The following is a 16,768-nucleotide window of genomic DNA, read 5'->3' on the forward strand; positions in this document are numbered from 1 at the left end:
TGTAAAATTAAAATCAAAGCATAAAAAATGGTTGCATACCTGAAAGATATGCAACCATGGCTTAATCTATATCGGTAGCACATCACAAACTGTGACAGTACAGTTTCTATTCGATAACTGTCCCAACAAATGATACATGTGGTTATCATTCATTTCGGCAACTTTACCTTTCACTCTTCAACATATGTTCCACAATAACTTCTGAAGAGTTAATCATTAAAGATGCAACCTCTAACTCATTTATATTTTTATTTTACTACTTTGTAATATACATTAAGCTATCGTTTTTAGCAAGACTATCTATGTTTTTTTAAACGAATTTCATCTACTAAATTCCAAATGAATTCATCTTTTTCTACAGTTTCTTGGTCTTGTGAACCATATTTACGTACATTGACTTCATTATTTTCAACTTCTTTATCACCTACAACGAGTTGATAAGGAATTTTTTGCATTTGAGCTTCACGTATTTTGTAACCCATTTTCTCATTACGATCATCGATTTCAACACGTACGCCTTGAGATTTAAGTTCATCTTGAAGATTTCTAGCATAATCATAATGTAAGTCAACATTTACAGGGATAATTTCAACTTGTTTAGGTGCTAACCAAGTTGGGAATGCCCCTTTAGTTTCTTCAGTTAAGAACGCTACGAAACGTTCCATAGTAGAAACAACACCACGGTGAATAACTACTGGACGATGGTTTTCGCCGTCACTGCCGATATAAGTTAATTCAAAACGTTCTGGTAATAAGAAGTCAATTTGTGCAGTAGATAGAGTTTCTTCTTTACCCATTGCAGTTTTAACTTGAACGTCTAATTTAGGGCCGTAGAATGCCGCTTCACCAATTGCTTCAACGTATGGTAAGCCCATTTCGTCGACAGCTTCTTTAAGCATTGATTCAGCTTTGTTCCACATTTCGTCATCATCCATATATTTTTCTTTATCTTCTGGATCTCTATAGCTTAATCTGAAAGTATACTTTTCAAAACCAAAGTCTTCATAAACTTCTTGAATCATATGAACAACACGTTTGAATTCATCTTTAATTTGGTCAGGTCTTACAAAGATATGAGAGTCATTTAAAGTCATACCTCTTACACGTTGTAATCCTGATACTGCACCACTTGCTTCATATCTATGCATTGTACCTAATTCTGCGATACGAATTGGTAACTCACGATAAGAATGTGGTTTATTATTATAAACCATCATATGGTGTGGACAGTTCATAGGACGCAATACCATCTCTTCAGTTTCGTCTAACTTCATTGGTGGGAACATATCGTCTCTATAGTGATCCCAGTGACCTGAAGTTTTATATAAATCAACGTTTGCTAATACTGGAGTATAAACATGGTCATAACCCATACTCACTTCTTTATCGACAATATAACGTTCAATTTCACGACGGATAGTAGCACCGTTTGGTAACCATAATGGTAAGCCAGCTCCCACAAGTTGACTATTAGTAAATAATTCTAAATCTTTACCGATTCGACGATGATCACGTTCACGACGTTCTTCTAACATTTGTAAATGTGCTTTTAAATCCTTTTTATCGAAGAATGCAGTACCATAAATACGTTGCAACATTTTATTATTGCTATCGCCACGCCAATATGCACCAGCAGTTGATAATAATTTAAATTCTTTAATTTTAGATGTTGAAGGAACGTGTACGCCACGACATAAATCAGTAAACTCACCTTGAGAATACAATGTCACGCTTTCTTCTTCAGGAATTGCTTCAATTAATTCTAATTTATATGGGTCATCTTTGAATAATAATTTAGCTTCTTCTCTTGCAACAACTTTACGTTCAATTTTGTGATTTTCATCCACAATTTGTTTCATTGTTTTTTCAATTTTTTCAAAATCATCTGAAGAAACTTTCTCATCCATATCAAAGTCATAATAGAAGCCACCCTCAATGACAGGACCTACACCAAACTTCACATCGCCATATAAACGTTTTAAAGCTTGAGCCATTAAGTGAGCAGTTGAATGACGTAATACTTCTAACGCTTCATCACTGCCAGGTGTAATAATTTCAATTGAGCCATCTTCCTCTAAAGGTCTTGTTAAATCGACCATTTGACCATTAAATTTACCTGCTACTGCTTTCTTTCTTAGACCAGGACTGATTGATTGTGCAATATCTTCTGTTGTAGTCCCTTTATCAAACGCTTTCGAATTACCATCTGGAAATTGAACATTAATTTGACTCATAATATAATCCTCCAATTTAAATTCTATTATCGTTGAAAATAAAAAACCCGCCCCCTAAACAGGGACGAGTTCGTCGTGGTACCACCCTAGTTATTTAGCGAATAGCTAAATATCTCTACTTAAGATAACGGTCTTGAGCCGGGTACTGATTACCAATACCTAAACACGAAGGAGTAATAACTTAATATATTAACCAAAATCTCATCAAACATTGGCTTTCTGTATAATATGGATTAAGCTATCGTATCTTCGTTTATTTCAACGATTAAGATTTAACTTCATTATACAACACTTATTTTAAAATTCAATTGTTTCGTAAATTTTCCCCATCTAAATAATATGCATTCGTTAAGCTTTTAATTCTTTCAATAATTCTAGCAGCTTTAGTTTCTTCTGCCCCTTCTCGAGTTATAGCTAAATGATGTTCTAACTCATCTAAATTTAAGTTAGATGACAGAAAAGTTGGTAATTCATGCACCATTCTGTAGTGAAGTAATGGACCGATAACTTCATCCCTTACCCAAGGCGTAACTTCTTCAGCACCAATATCGTCTAACATTAAAATATTAGCTTCTCTAATACGTTGTAACTTCGTTTCATAACTTCCATCTCTAAATCCACTTTTAAGTGTACGTATATATTCTGGTAAATAAACAATAGTTGAAGCGACGCGCTTAGATTTTAATTGGTTCGCAATTGCTCCTAGAATAAATGACTTACCCGTACCAAAAGGACCATGGATGTATAACCCTTTAACTTGTTCTTTATTAACTAACTTTTTACAAATATCATTAACTGCCATTGCAATTTCTAATTGATTACGTCCATTAGTATGAATATCTTTCACCTTAGCGTCTAAAGTGTCTCTTTGCATATGATGTGACGTAATAAGTTGAGAATTGAAACGCTCTTCATCATATTTAATTTTACAAGGACATAAGTTATAACGAATTTTAATTCTATTATTCTCAATGTACAATTCGGGTACATGTCCTTTTACGAAGTTGGGACAGTCTTCATAGTCATGGCCATCATAGTTCTTCTGTTGATCTTTATATTCTTGCAATACATTTAAATCATTATCAATGATTTCATTGGTCAATTCGGATTTATGTTCAATTAAAAACGCTTTAACATCTGGATCATTAATCACTTGTTGTTTAATTTTAGCAATTCTTTTTTCTAAGTCATTATTTGTCTTGAGAATGCTATTGATCGGTTTCATCTAATCCTCCTCCCAATCTTGGGCTAATTGTGCACGAAAGGCTTCTCTATCTTTTTCAAGTTGTTCATCATTTTCGTTATTTGTGGACGCTTTTTGTTGACCTCTATCTTTAAGCCATTTCGGCGTCTTCTCTCTCGAAACGATTTCTTGAGATTTTGAGTATCGTTTACGAGACTGTGTTTGATTAGAAGAATTGTAAGCAGGTTTATCTTCAGTCGTTTTCTTCGCTTGTTGATATGCTTGCTCAGCAGTTTTGATACCTAATTTTTTCCAATTTGAAGCAATTTCAAATATATATGTTTTAGGTAATTTCATTTCATTTTTCAACATTACAAATTGTAATAGTATATTTATTACGCCAAATGATAATTTTTCACGTTCGATTAGTTCTTCAATTATTCTTTTTTGTTGAAAAGTAGGTTCTGATTCTGACCAAGACGCTAACATATCAATCGGGCTTGTTTTATCAAGCAACTCCAACCACTCTTGATTTGACGATGGGGTATCAGTCGTAGTTTTCGCTTTTTCAGTTGACGCATGGTCATTATTATAAGTTGATTTAGTTTGTAATTCTGGCAATTGTTGGTTGTGTTCAATCAGATAAAACGACCGTGCATGCTTTCTCATTTCTTCAAAGGACAACTGTTGCCCGCTAGTGATAGAATTTAAAATGATTCGTTTCATTGAATCTGCCGTTAATCCATATAAAGTTGCCAATTGAATAATAAGTTGACGCGCTTCCTTCGTAATAATTTCGCTACTTATAAAATGATGTTGTAACATCTCTCTCAACATATCGAAATCAAAAGTTTCATTAGACAAATCAAAGCCGTTATAGGTAGCCTCTTTTCGAATCGTTGAAGAATCAATCGCAACATTTGTATGAGGCACTTTAAACACATCTGTAAACTTACGCGTTACTTGTTGAAATTGATTTAAATCTGGTTCATCCTTCTCGAAGTAGGCCTTTAAACTCTTATAGCGTTTATTATCAACTTCGCTATATAGATAAACAGATAACATTGGGTCATTAAAAAATTGATAGGCAGTTGGAGGTTGGACAAGTTCATAAATAAAAAATGATTGCTGTTCATCGTGTTTTACAAATGTCTTTACCAATCCAATTCCTTCTAATAAATCCATATATTTTCTAAATTCAATAAGGTTTAATTTTAGCTCATTCATTATCGTATAATGTGTATATACTTCATCAGTTTTATCATGTATAAATTGATTCATAAAATGGTATAAACCAATTGCCTGCGCACCTATTAAAGGCACATATAATCTGTTAAGTATATCTAGATGACTATGGTTTAAATAAAAATAACGGTACACTTGAAAACCGTCATGTGGACTTAAACCATATTCATAAGATTTCAAAGTCATTTATGAATCACTCCGTTTATTATCATTCAAAATTCCTTGCATTGAAGCTAATAATTGATCAACATCTTTAAACTCTTTATAAACAGAAGCGAAACGTACATATGACACTTGATCAACATGCATTAATAAATTCATCACATGTTCTCCTATTTCTCTAGAAGAAATTTCTGTTTGTCCACTATCACGCAACTGCCACTCTACTTTATTAGTAATATCTTCTAATTGTTGATATCTCACTGGTCTTTTTTCGCATGATCTGACTAATCCATTTAATATTTTTTCTCTTAAAAATTGCTCACGTGTCCCATCTTTTTTCACAACAATAAGAGGACTTACTTCAATATGTTCAAATGTTGTAAATCGCGTACCGCAATTTTCGCACTCTCGTCTTCGTCTAATTACATTGGCTTCATCAGCATGTCTTGAATCTACTACACGTGAATGTGTAGAACTGCATTTTGGGCATTTCATATCTATCACCCTCTTGAATAGATTATGCTTCATTATACTATAAAAGAGCATGAGACAAAAGCAGACTAAACTTGCCCAAATATGTTTGTTTTATATTATGTTCTTGCGTTTATTTGAATCTCGCCACATTGAGCTAGTGTATTTTTCAAACATAAGCTATATCTTTTGAATTTTAGAAAAATAATAAAGAAAGTATTTTAAGATAAAGTTAAACATAAATAAAAAAGAGACATGTAAAGAATTCATTAAGAACTCTTTGCATGTCTGGCATTTAAAGCTATATACCCATCTTACCTATGTTAAATTGTAATTTATTTTGAAGTTACAGTGCTTTCTGAAGCAATTAAATCACCTATTTGTTCAGCAACTTCAACTACTCTATTTGAATAACCCCACTCATTGTCATACCAAGCAATAACTTTAACTTTATTATCACCCATAACAATTGTATTCTGTGCATCAATGACAGCAGAGTTAGGGTTTGTATTAAAGTCTACTGAAACTAATGGCGCATCTTCAACATCTAAAACTCCATCTAAGCCAGCGTTTCTAAATGCATCATTTACTTCTTCAACAGTAACCGTTTTGTCTAAGTCAACAACTAAATCAACTAAAGATACATTTTTAGTTGGTACGCGTAAAGCAAGACCATGTAATTTACCTTCTAATTCTGGTAACACTTCTTTTAAGGCCTTAGCCGCACCTGTTGATGTAGGGATAATGCTTTCATTACAAGAACGTGCACGACGTAAATCTTTATGAGGATTATCGATATTATTTTGGTCATTTGTTATAGCGTGAACTGTTGTCATTAAACCATTTACGATGCCAAACTTATCATTTAATACTTTTGCAACTGGTCCGATACAGTTTGTTGTACATGATGCATTACTAAAAATGTCGAATTTTTCAACATCTAATTTATCATCATTTACACCTTTAACAACCATTTGTACTTTGCCACCTTTAGATGGTCCAGTTAATAGTACTTTCTTCGCTCCAGCATTAATATGGCTAATTGCTTTGTCACCATGATTAAACTTACCTGTAGCTTCAATTACGATATCAATATTTAATTCTTTCCAAGGTAAGTTTTCTGGATTACGATCTGAAACAAGTTTAATATCATGACCATCTACACGAATGCCATTTTCAATCGGCTCAACTTTTTTATCGTATCTTCCGTGAGTTGTATCATAATTAATTAGATGTGCAATTGTTTCTGGTGGGTAGCTTGCATTAATCGCTACTACATTCAAATTATCATTATGTAAGGCAATTCTTAACACCATTCTTCCAATTCTACCCATACCATTAATTGCTATATTCGTTGACATTTAAAGCACCCCTTGATTCTTTGTTTATATGTTATACTTTATAAAAATAGTGTAACATAATAAAAGATATTTGGAAGCGTTTTCTATTAATTTTAATAATAAATTTGCATTTAGGTTAAATTTTCTACATATAAAAAACTAGCAATAAGGAGACTAAGCATGAATTACTTCTACTTTAAGTCTCGTTATCGCTAGTTTTTATCATATCTATGAGTATTATTTATTCCTTTTCAAGAAAGCCTTGTTCTACCAACAAACGTTCAAGATTTTGTTTTAATTCGAGTTTATCTCCGAGATTATCTATTACATGGTCAGCCATCCTACTTTTCTTATCGATAGAAATTTGGCTATATACGCGCGCTTTAGCATCTTCTAATGATAGATCATTGCGCTCCATTAATCGATCTATTTGAATACTTTCAGACGTATAAACTAACCATACTTCGTCTACTGTATCTTGTAATTCATTTTCAAAAAGAAGCGGAATATCCATAATGACATTATATCCTTGTTGCAGATATGTCTGCTTTTCCTCTTCCATTATTTCTCGGACAATCGGATGAACAATAGCGTTAAGTTCAAGACGTTTTTCGGGTTGATTAAAAACTAAGTCTCCCATATATTTACGGTCCATCTCACCCTCTGAAGTAATAGCCTCATCACCGAATTGTTCTCTTACTTGTTCTAAACCTTTTGATCCTTTAGCTACTGCTTTTCTAGAAGCAATATCGGCATCTACTACTTTAAAGCCAAAAGCTGTTAATAATTCTGAAACTGTTGACTTTCCTGTAGCAATACCTCCTGTTAATCCAATAACTTTAGGCATTTTAATCACCGCTCTCTTTTAATTCTGACAGTGTGGACAGAAATGACTATTTCTAGATGCCACAACTTTTTGCTCTATGTCATGCCCACAAACTTTGCATACTTTTTGTTTGTAGACATTCAAATGTAATTGCATTTCACCTGTCTTACCATCAGCATGACGGTAATCCGAAATACTTGTTCCGCCGTTATTTATACCCTCTTTTAGCACTTCTTGAACGTAGTAGAAGAGTACACGACGTTCTTGATCGGATACATCTTTAACTTTGCGTGAAGGGTCGATGCCTGTTCTAAATAATGCTTCACATGCATAAATATTTCCACATCCGGCAATAATTTTATGATCCAATAACATTTGCTTAATAGGTTTATTTTGAACTTTTTTCTGTGCTAGATAAGTAGTGAAATGTTCAATAGCCTCTTCTTCAAACGGTTCAGGCGCTATTTCTAAAAATGCTGGATAATCATTAAAGGTACTTAGATTTCTAATTTCACCGAAACGTCGTATATCTGAAAACACAAGCATTTTTCCATTATCTAAATGAAACACAACATGCCAATGCTTTCGATAATTTGGCGTGCTAATCTCTGAAAGTTGATTAACAATAAAGAAACCGCCCGCCATTCCTAGATGACTTAATAAAATACGTTCTGCATTATTCTTCTTTAAATAAAAAACGATATATTTACTATGTCGTTCTATTTCATTAATTGTATAGCCTTCACTATTAAGACGAAAACCATCTAAATTGATTCCTTTTATAATGGTTTCTTTTCCATTATTCTTTCCTTCAATTACTTTTTTAGAAAAAGTAACACTTTGGATAGTAGTATTTTTAACAAAAGGTTCTATACCTCTTTTAACATGTTCAACTTCTGGCAATTCTGGCATTGATTATTCCTCTTTCTATTTTGCATCATACCAAGTAGAACCATAATTAGAGTCTACTTTTAGTGGTACAGTTAGTTCTAAAGCATGTTCCATTATTTCTTCAACAAATGAACTAAATTCTTCAACTTCGTTTTTAGGAACTTCAAAGATTAATTCATCATGTACTTGTAATAATAATTTAGCATGATAAGTTGTATTCTTTACTTGTTTATCAAATTCAACCATGGCTAGTTTAATAATGTCTGCTGCGCTACCTTGTATAGGGGTATTCATTGCAGTTCTTTCAGCAAAACTTCTTAAGTTAAAGTTACGGCTCGTGATATCTGGAATGTAACGACGACGATGCAATAGCGTTTCAACATAGCCATTCGCTTTCGCGTCGACAACAATATCTGACATATATTGTTTCACACCTGGGAAACTAGCTAAGTAATCATCTATAAAAACTTTAGCTTTTTTACGCGTAATCCCTAAACTTTGGCTTAAGCCATAATCACTTATACCATAAACGATACCAAAGTTAACTGCTTTTGCCTGTCTTCGCATTAAATCATCAACTTTATCCGCTTCTACTCCAAATACTTTCATTGCTGTTGCAGTATGAATATCATGGTTATTAATGAATGCATCAGTCATACTTTCATCTTTCGTAATATGAGCTAATACTCTTAATTCAATTTGTGAGTAATCTGCTGACAGAATCACACTGTCATTTGAAGTAGGTTTAAATGCTCTGCGTATTTTACGCCCTTCTTCCAAACGAACCGGTATATTTTGCAAGTTAGGATCCACTGATGATAAACGTCCAGTTTGAGCTAATGTTTGATTAAAACGAGTATGAATACGTTGGTCATCACTGATTACTTTTTGAAGACCTTCAACATAAGTAGATTGTAACTTCGATAGTTGTCGATATTCTAAAATATAATCAATAATAGGATGTTCACCTTGTAATTGTTCTAAAACGTCAACAGCAGTAGAATAGCCTGTCTTCGTTTTTTTAATAACAGGTAATTTTAACGTTTCAAATAATACGACGCCTAGTTGTTTTGGAGAATTAATATTAAACTCTTCTCCTGCTGCTTCATGTATATTACTAATGAGTAAATCTAATTTCTCTTGAATTTCTTGTTGCATTTGTTGCAAGTCACGAACATCAGTATAGACACCTATTTCTTCCATTTGTCCTAATATGCGTGCAAGTGGAAGTTCTAGCTCTAACAATAAGTCAACTTGATTATGCGCTTCTAATTCTTCATGCATTAAAGGTTGTACTGCATGAACTGATTCTGTAATAGATGCGATATGCTGATTTAAAACGTCATCTTGTGGAACTTGACGTTTTTTCCCTTTTCCATAGATAGAAATATCATCTTTAACATAATGTTGGTGATAGTTAGTCACTACAGAGCGTACATCATCAATTGTTCTTGACGGATCGATAATATAGCTAGCTAACATGGCATCAAAAGTAATGTTTTTAATATCAATATTTAATCTATGTGCACAGACATATGTCTTTTTAGCATCATAAACACTTTTCTGAGTAGTGTCATCTTCTAACCAACTTACTAATTCGGGATAATTGCTGATGTCATCACTATCGATAACGACATGATGCTCTCCACTGAAGAAACCAAATTTAAGAATTGAATCTTTAATGTAATTTGAACCATCCACTTCAAAGTGAATAACTGCTTCTTTTAGATTTTCAAAATCTATTTGTGTAAAATCAGTTTCGATCTCAAATTCCTTATTTACATCTTCTTGTGTTTGGCCTTCTCCACCATCAATATCAGCAAGTAATTGTTTAAATTCTAACTTTTTAAATAGCTCTATCTTCTGTTGATTGTCTTGTAAATCCTCTAACATTGTATCTTTTAACGATACTTCAATAGGGCTTTCAACATTAATCGTTGCTAAGTCTTTACTCATTAAGGCATCGTCTTGACTGTTTTCAAGTTTTTCTTTTAACTTTTTACCTGAAACATTATCTATATTTTCATAAACACCTTCGACGGTAGTATATTGTTTAAGTAACTTAATAGCAGTCTTTTCTCCTACGCCTGCTACGCCAGGGATATTATCAGAAGTATCGCCCATAAGTCCCTTCATATCAATGATTTGTTGAGGGCTTAAGCCATCATATTTTTCCGCTATAAACTCTGGAGTATAATGATCGACGTCTGTGACACCTTTTTTTGTGTAATAAATAGTGACATTATCGGTAGCAAGTTGAGTTAAATCTCGGTCACCAGTAACAATAATTGTTTCAAAGTCTTGTTTACTAGCTTCCTTACTTAATGTACCGATGATATCATCAGCTTCATAATTTTCTAATTCATAATGTTTGGTTTGATACGCATCTAATAATTGGCGAATATAAGGAAATTGTTCACTTAATTCAGGGGGTGTACTTTGTCTGCCACCTTTATATTGACTATATTTAGAATGTCTAAAAGTCGTTTTACCAGCATCAAATGCTACTAAAAAATGCGTTGGTTGTTCTTCTCTAATTATTTTCTCAAGCAACATAGCAAATCCATAAATTGCATTTGTATGAATACCAGCTTTATTAGATAGAAGTGGCAAAGCGTAAAAAGCTCTAAAGCTTAAACTGTTACCATCTATTAGGACTAATTTATTCAAAGCACAAACCTCCAGATTGAATTTAACTATATTTTAGCATATTCCTGACGTCAGAACGAATGAATGATTTTCACTCTATAGCAGCTCAAAATAAAAACAGCCTAGTAAGTTAGGACTTTCATCGTTTCTTACTTAAGTCACCAATTAATGGCATCCAAAAGCACAAACTAATTACGTCCGACTCTATGGCTGTATAGTTTATGAATAATTTCTTAGTATATGAAAATGTGAATTTCGATCAAAAAATATATTTAAGAAAATACGTATTCTTTAAAATTACTTCTAATTTCCGTTTCTTCTATACTTTCTATTTTTTCTCATCTAAAATAGAAACTCTAAATAGCGAACCTTCTCCAGGCACACTTTCAACATTAATAGTACCGTTATGAGCTTCCACAATATGTTTCGTTATGGATAAACCTAAACCTGTACCACCTGAGTCACGACTTCGTGCTTTGTCCACACGATAAAATCGTTCAAATATATGTTTTTGGCTTTCTTTATCAATACCTATGCCAAAATCTTCAATTTCTAAATTAACTTTTAACCCCTTACGATAAACCCTCACAATTACTTTATTATCTTCTAAGGAATAGTTGATAGCATTCGATAACAAGTTTGTTATAACTTGAGCCATTTTATTCTCATGTGCTTCAATAATTACATCATTTTCAATATCTGATTCAATCACAATATTTTTATATCGAGCCTGATTTTGAAGGTTATCAATTGTAGTATAAGCTAATTCTGAAAGATTGACATATGATGTTTCTAGTTCTGTTTGTTGTTCAATATGTGATAAATCCAATAAATCCATAACTAATGATTCAATACGATTTGATTCTTTTAAAATGATGTTCAAGAACATTTCGAGTGATTGTTCATCATTCTTAGCCCCTTCAATCAGTGTTTCAGCAAACCCTTTAATAGAAGTTATAGGCGTTTTGAGTTCATGTGACACATTTGCTACAAATTCTCGTCTTAAGTTTTCAAGTTTCTTAAGATTTGTAATATCATGCATCACGACAACCATGCCTTCTAAACGTTTTTTAGATTTACTTAATATAGGAACACATGAAACATCAAAGTACTTATGATGAACATCATTAATAAAGGTTTCAACTTGATCATACAAAGGTCTTTCAGTTCTAAAACTTTCTAAAATTAACTTTTGAATTTCATTATCTAAGTATGAAGTATAATCTTTATTTTCAATTTTGCGATCAGGTTGGAAAACTTCGTAATATGCATGATTGGCTACTACTATTTCTCCATGTTTATCAATCATCAAAACTGAACTTGGAATATTTTCCAACGTCGTTTTTAAACGATTAGATTGAATTTTTTGTTTGTTATTTAATTTTTGTAACCGTCTAGCTAAATCATTTGTAGTAACAAATAACGCTTTCGTTTCTTTAACATTGCTTTCAGGAACGCGTACATGATAGTACCCATCTGCAATTAAAGATGTCGCATATGTCACTTCATTAATAGGTCGGATATATGTTCTGTTAATACTTCTTACAGCTAAATAAATCGCTAGTAGTACAATGATGCCTATTAATGATAAATACTTCCACATGCTTTTTTGCAATTCTAGAATTTCGGTATTAATACCACTTATGTATATAGTTTTATTATTAATAGTAGTTTTGAAGGTATATCTTACTTGTCCATTTTCTTTATTATAAATAATATTGGACGGATTAGCTTCATTACTAATATTTTTATTAAGTTTTTCTTGTTTTCCAACTTTATAAATAGTATTTTTATCTTTGGTAATTTTAACGATTAAATTTTGATTAGTAGAAATATTTTTTATTTCAGCATAATCACGCTCTTTTTGAAGCGATAAAAACTTTTCCGAAATATGATTTAATTCCGCTACTTGAGTAGTAGATAAAATTTGATAAATTGTATGATGAATAATCGCGCCTAAACCAATAAAACTGATAAAGGTAATCGTGCTTAATAATAAGAGTAATCTATGGTGAAATTTGAGCATTAAGCCTTAGGTCTTTCTAGCTTATATCCTAGACCACGCACAGTTTTAATCAATTTAGGTTGTTTAGGATTCTCTTCTAATTTATCTCTTAAATGACTAATATGTACATCGACTATACGAGAATCTCCCGCAAACTCATAATTCCAAACAGAGTTAAGCATATGTTCTCTTGTTATTACACGTCCTTGTCTTTCAATTAAATAAAGTAATAACTCAAATTCTTTTGGAGTTAACTCTAACAATTCATCATTTTTATAGACTTCAAAGAATTCAGGTCGAATTCTAATGTTTTCAATAAAGATATCTTCCTCATCTACATCTTGTTTTTCAATTTCGCTTACAAATTTTGATCTTCTAAGTATCGCTTTCACTCTAGCGACAACTTCTCTAGGTGAAAATGGCTTAGTCATATAATCATCAGCACCTAGCTCTAATCCTAAGACACGGTCGAATTCATCATCTTTAGCCGTTAACATTAAAATTGGTACTAAATTTTTATCTAAGCGAATAGTCTTACAAACTTCTATTCCGTCTTTTTTCGGTAACATTACATCTAGAACAATAAGTTCTGGCTGTACTTCTTTTACTTTCTCTAAAGCTTCTTCCCCATCGTACGCAACTTCTACGATGTAACCAGCTGTTTCTAGGTTATATTTTAGTAAAGTTACTATTGATTGTTCGTCATCAACCACTAATACTTTTTGTGACATGATGTGCCTCCCTGATTAGAAATAACATTTTCAAATTCATTATAACTGATGTTAAAAGAAAAATAACATACCACATATTAAATTTACATAAACTTAACAATTAATATAATATTTAGTATTTATAAAGAAATTATTTTTGCTTTCTTAAAGTTATATTAACAAATTTTTAATATTATTTATAACTTTTTGTAAGCGCTTTTTAAAAATAAGATGATTTGTATGATATTTTTAAAGAAATTAGCGTAAAGTCCGATGATGATTAATTGTTATGATTTATCCTTTTAACACAAGAAATACAATAAGGGAGTGGTCTAAGCATTCATCTTATCGGTGTCCCAAAACACATATTATGAATGTATTAATCTCCTCAAAGACAGCTACTATCAAAATAAAAAGCTGAGCCATTCTTTGGCCCAGCCTTGTTATATCATCTATTAATATTTAACAAATGCTTATTTTAAATTTTTAATTAATTCATCAGCAAATTCAGAAGTTGAAACTTCTTTCGCATCTTCCATTAATCTTGCAAAATCATAAGTTACAATTTTAGATGCAATTGTTGCTTCTATAGATTCTGTAATTTTATCAGCCGCTTCTTGCCAACCTAAATGTTCTAACATTAATACTGAGCTTAATAATTCAGATGAAGGATTTACTTTATTTAATCCAGCATATTTAGGAGCAGTACCGTGTGTAGCTTCGAAAATAGCATGTCCAGTTTCATAGTTAATGTTTGCACCTGGAGCAATACCAATACCACCAACTTGAGCTGCTAAAGCGTCTGAGATGTAGTCACCGTTTAAGTTCATAGTAGCTACGACGTCGTGCTCATCAGGACGTGTTAAGATTTGTTGTAAGAAGATATCTGCAATTGAATCTTTGATAATAATTTTGCCGTCTTGTTCAGCTTTTTCTTGAGCTTTATTAGCTGCCTCTTTACCATCTTGCTCAACAATTTCATCATATTGTTGCCATGTAAATACTTGATCAGCAAATTCATTATGCGCAATATCGTAACCCCATTGTTTAAATGAACCTTCAGTGAATTTCATGATATTACCTTTATGCACTAAAGTGACAGATTTACGATTATTGTCTAATGCGTATTGAATAGCTGCTCTTACTAAACGCTCTGTTCCTTCTTTAGAAACTGGTTTAATACCAATTCCTGAAGTTTCAGGGAAGCGAATATTTGTAGCACCCATTTCATTTTGTAAGAAATCAATTACTTTTTTAACTTCATCTGTTCCTTCTTTAAATTCAATACCAGCATAGATATCTTCAGTATTTTCACGTAAGATAACCATATCAACGTCTTCGGGACGTTTAACTGGTGAAGGTACACCTTTAAACCAACGTACTGGACGTAAGCATGTAAATAAATCTAATTCTTGACGTAACGCAACGTTAAGAGAACGAATTCCTCCACCGATTGGAGTAGTTAAAGGTCCTTTAATAGCTATTAAGTACTCTTTAATTGTTTCTAACGTTTCTTTAGGTAGCCATTCACCTGTTTCGTCATAAGCTTTTTGTCCTGCTAATACTTCTTTCCATTCGATACGTTTCTTTCCATTATAAGCTTTTTCTACTGCCGCATCGATAACACGACTAGTCGCTTTCCAAATGTCAGGTCCGATTCCATCACCGATGATGAACGGAATAACAGGTTCGTTTGGTACATTTAAACCATCATTTACTCTAGTAATTTTTTCTGCTGACATATTATTAAACCTCCATAAATTATAAACTCTTATTTAAACTATTAATTAATATATTATCTTTCTTCAATAGGAAGATATTTACGTTCAGTTTCACCGATATATTTTGCACGTGGACGCATGATTCTGTTATCACGATATTGTTCTAAAATATGCGCTGTCCAACCAGATGTACGGCTTACCGCAAAAATTGGTGTAAATAAATCATGTGGAATATCCATACTATGGTAAACAGTTGCACTGAAGAAGTCTACGTTTGGAATTAACCCTTTTTCTTCATGCATACGTTTTTCAATAGCGATTGAGATATCATATAATTCACTTCTACCAGCTTCTTCAGTAATTTTACGGCTCATTTCACGTAAGTATTTCGCACGTGGGTCGCCATCTTTATATACACGATGTCCGAAGCCCATAATTTTTTCTTTATTTTTATTTTTTTTATCAAGATAAGCATCAACTTCATCAACTGATTTCACTTCAGCCAACATGTTCATTACTTGCTCATTTGCGCCACCATGTAATGGGCCTTTTAAAGAACCAACTGCTGCAACAATACCTGAATACATATCAGATAAAGAAGATACTGCACAACGAGCAGTAAAAGCTGAAGCATTAAGTTCATGATCAGCATGTAAGACTAAAGCTTTGTTGAACGCTTCTACTTGCGTATCTGTTGGTAATTCCCCTTTTAACATGTATAAGAAGTTTGCCGCATAACTTAATTCAGGATTAGGTTTAATTGGCTCTTTACCTTCACGTACACGAGCAAATGCAGTAACAAGTGAAGCAATTTTAGCTTGGATTCGTACTGCTCTCTCGATACGATTTTCTTCAGTTTCATTTTCAGCATCTGGATCAAAGTGCGCAATATAAGAAACTGAAGTACGTAATGCCGTCATAGGATGTACATTATCTGTCGCATATTCTTCAAAGTGGTTATAAACTCTAGGATTTAAAGTCATATAATAATTTAATTTATCCTTTAAAGCGTTTAATTCTTCTTGATTTGGTAGTCTATAATTCCATAATAAGAATATAACTTCTTCAAATAATGCATTTTCAGCTAAGTCATCAATATCATAGCCCGCATATGTTAATTGACTATCGACGATTGAGCTGATCTTTGTTTCTGCTGCAATTACCCCTTCTAAACCTTTTTGTAATTCTGCCATAAGCAATTCCCCTTTTCTTTTACTTAATGTAATGGCTTTCAATAACATTATAGCTAATTGAATTCGCTTTGTGAACGAATATATATTTTGATACAAGTACAACTAAGGTGTAATTTTATCTTTAAGTTTGATTGAAAA

12 protein-coding genes and 1 riboswitch are annotated in these 16,768 nt (G+C 32.5%); all 12 genes read right to left on the reverse strand.

All coding sequences use genetic code 11. From position 1 onward, the window contains the following. Positions 1-67: 67 nt before the first annotated feature. Positions 68-242, reverse strand: a riboswitch (Lysine riboswitch). A gap of 54 nt (positions 243-296) precedes the next feature. After that, complete coding sequence (gene thrS, locus FH144_RS04770) at positions 297-2,234, reverse strand: threonine--tRNA ligase (RefSeq protein WP_242314042.1); 1,938 nt, start codon at positions 2,232-2,234, stop codon at positions 297-299. Positions 2,235-2,538: 304 nt separating this feature from the next. Next, positions 2,539-3,459, reverse strand: coding sequence for a primosomal protein DnaI (dnaI, locus tag FH144_RS04775; RefSeq protein ID WP_242314044.1), 921 nt, complete (start codon positions 3,457-3,459; stop codon positions 2,539-2,541). Beyond that, complete coding sequence (locus FH144_RS04780) at positions 3,460-4,848, reverse strand: replicative helicase loading/DNA remodeling protein DnaB (RefSeq protein ID WP_242314046.1); 1,389 nt, start codon at positions 4,846-4,848, stop codon at positions 3,460-3,462. After that, positions 4,849-5,319, reverse strand: coding sequence for a transcriptional regulator NrdR (gene nrdR / locus FH144_RS04785; protein WP_242314049.1), 471 nt, complete (start codon positions 5,317-5,319; stop codon positions 4,849-4,851). It lies immediately after the preceding gene. Positions 5,320-5,630: 311 nt separating this feature from the next. Next, on the reverse strand, positions 5,631-6,656 hold the full coding sequence (gene gap / locus FH144_RS04790) for a type I glyceraldehyde-3-phosphate dehydrogenase (RefSeq protein ID WP_242314051.1): 1,026 nt from the start codon (positions 6,654-6,656) through the stop codon (positions 5,631-5,633). A gap of 220 nt (positions 6,657-6,876) precedes the next feature. Next, on the reverse strand, positions 6,877-7,482 hold the full coding sequence (gene coaE, locus FH144_RS04795) for a dephospho-CoA kinase (RefSeq protein ID WP_242314053.1): 606 nt from the start codon (positions 7,480-7,482) through the stop codon (positions 6,877-6,879). 18 nt (positions 7,483-7,500) lie between these two features. Continuing rightward, positions 7,501-8,373 carry a bifunctional DNA-formamidopyrimidine glycosylase/DNA-(apurinic or apyrimidinic site) lyase gene (gene mutM, locus FH144_RS04800; protein ID WP_242314055.1) on the reverse strand — a complete coding sequence of 291 codons (873 nt, stop codon included), beginning with the start codon at positions 8,371-8,373 and terminating at the stop codon, positions 7,501-7,503. 15 nt (positions 8,374-8,388) lie between these two features. After that, entirely contained in the window at positions 8,389-11,022 is a 2,634-nt protein-coding gene (gene polA / locus FH144_RS04805; protein ID WP_242314057.1) for a DNA polymerase I, read from the reverse strand. 307 nt (positions 11,023-11,329) lie between these two features. After that, entirely contained in the window at positions 11,330-13,027 is a 1,698-nt protein-coding gene (gene pnpS, locus FH144_RS04810; protein ID WP_242314059.1) for a two-component system histidine kinase PnpS, read from the reverse strand. Further along, complete coding sequence (locus tag FH144_RS04815) at positions 13,027-13,737, reverse strand: response regulator transcription factor (RefSeq protein ID WP_242314061.1); 711 nt, start codon at positions 13,735-13,737, stop codon at positions 13,027-13,029. Before FH144_RS04815 ends, pnpS begins: the two co-directional genes overlap by 1 nt. A gap of 452 nt (positions 13,738-14,189) precedes the next feature. After that, entirely contained in the window at positions 14,190-15,458 is a 1,269-nt protein-coding gene (gene icd / locus FH144_RS04820) for an NADP-dependent isocitrate dehydrogenase (RefSeq protein ID WP_242314062.1), read from the reverse strand. Between the two features lie 53 nt (positions 15,459-15,511). Continuing rightward, positions 15,512-16,630, reverse strand: a complete 1,119-nt coding sequence (locus FH144_RS04825; RefSeq protein WP_242314064.1) for a citrate synthase — start codon at positions 16,628-16,630, stop codon at positions 15,512-15,514. Positions 16,631-16,768 lie beyond the last annotated feature (138 nt).

Source organism: Staphylococcus sp. acrmy (assembly GCF_022690565.1).
Taxonomy (GTDB): Bacteria; Bacillota; Bacilli; order Staphylococcales; family Staphylococcaceae; genus Staphylococcus; species Staphylococcus caledonicus.

Coding starts and splice junctions, on each gene's coding strand:
- coaE (WP_242314053.1), bottom strand. CDS start 7,482: ATGCCTAAAGTTATTGGATTAACAGGAGGTATTGCTACAGGAAAGTCA.
- nrdR (WP_242314049.1), bottom strand. CDS start 5,319: ATGAAATGCCCAAAATGCAGTTCTACACATTCACGTGTAGTAGATTCA.
- icd (WP_242314062.1), bottom strand. CDS start 15,458: ATGTCAGCAGAAAAAATTACTAGAGTAAATGATGGTTTAAATGTACCA.
- thrS (WP_242314042.1), bottom strand. CDS start 2,234: ATGAGTCAAATTAATGTTCAATTTCCAGATGGTAATTCGAAAGCGTTT.
- pnpS (WP_242314059.1), bottom strand. CDS start 13,027: ATGCTCAAATTTCACCATAGATTACTCTTATTATTAAGCACGATTACC.
- gap (WP_242314051.1), bottom strand. CDS start 6,656: ATGTCAACGAATATAGCAATTAATGGTATGGGTAGAATTGGAAGAATG.
- FH144_RS04825 (WP_242314064.1), bottom strand. CDS start 16,630: ATGGCAGAATTACAAAAAGGTTTAGAAGGGGTAATTGCAGCAGAAACA.
- dnaI (WP_242314044.1), bottom strand. CDS start 3,459: ATGAAACCGATCAATAGCATTCTCAAGACAAATAATGACTTAGAAAAA.
- FH144_RS04780 (WP_242314046.1), bottom strand. CDS start 4,848: ATGACTTTGAAATCTTATGAATATGGTTTAAGTCCACATGACGGTTTT.
- FH144_RS04815 (WP_242314061.1), bottom strand. CDS start 13,737: ATGTCACAAAAAGTATTAGTGGTTGATGACGAACAATCAATAGTAACT.
- mutM (WP_242314055.1), bottom strand. CDS start 8,373: ATGCCAGAATTGCCAGAAGTTGAACATGTTAAAAGAGGTATAGAACCT.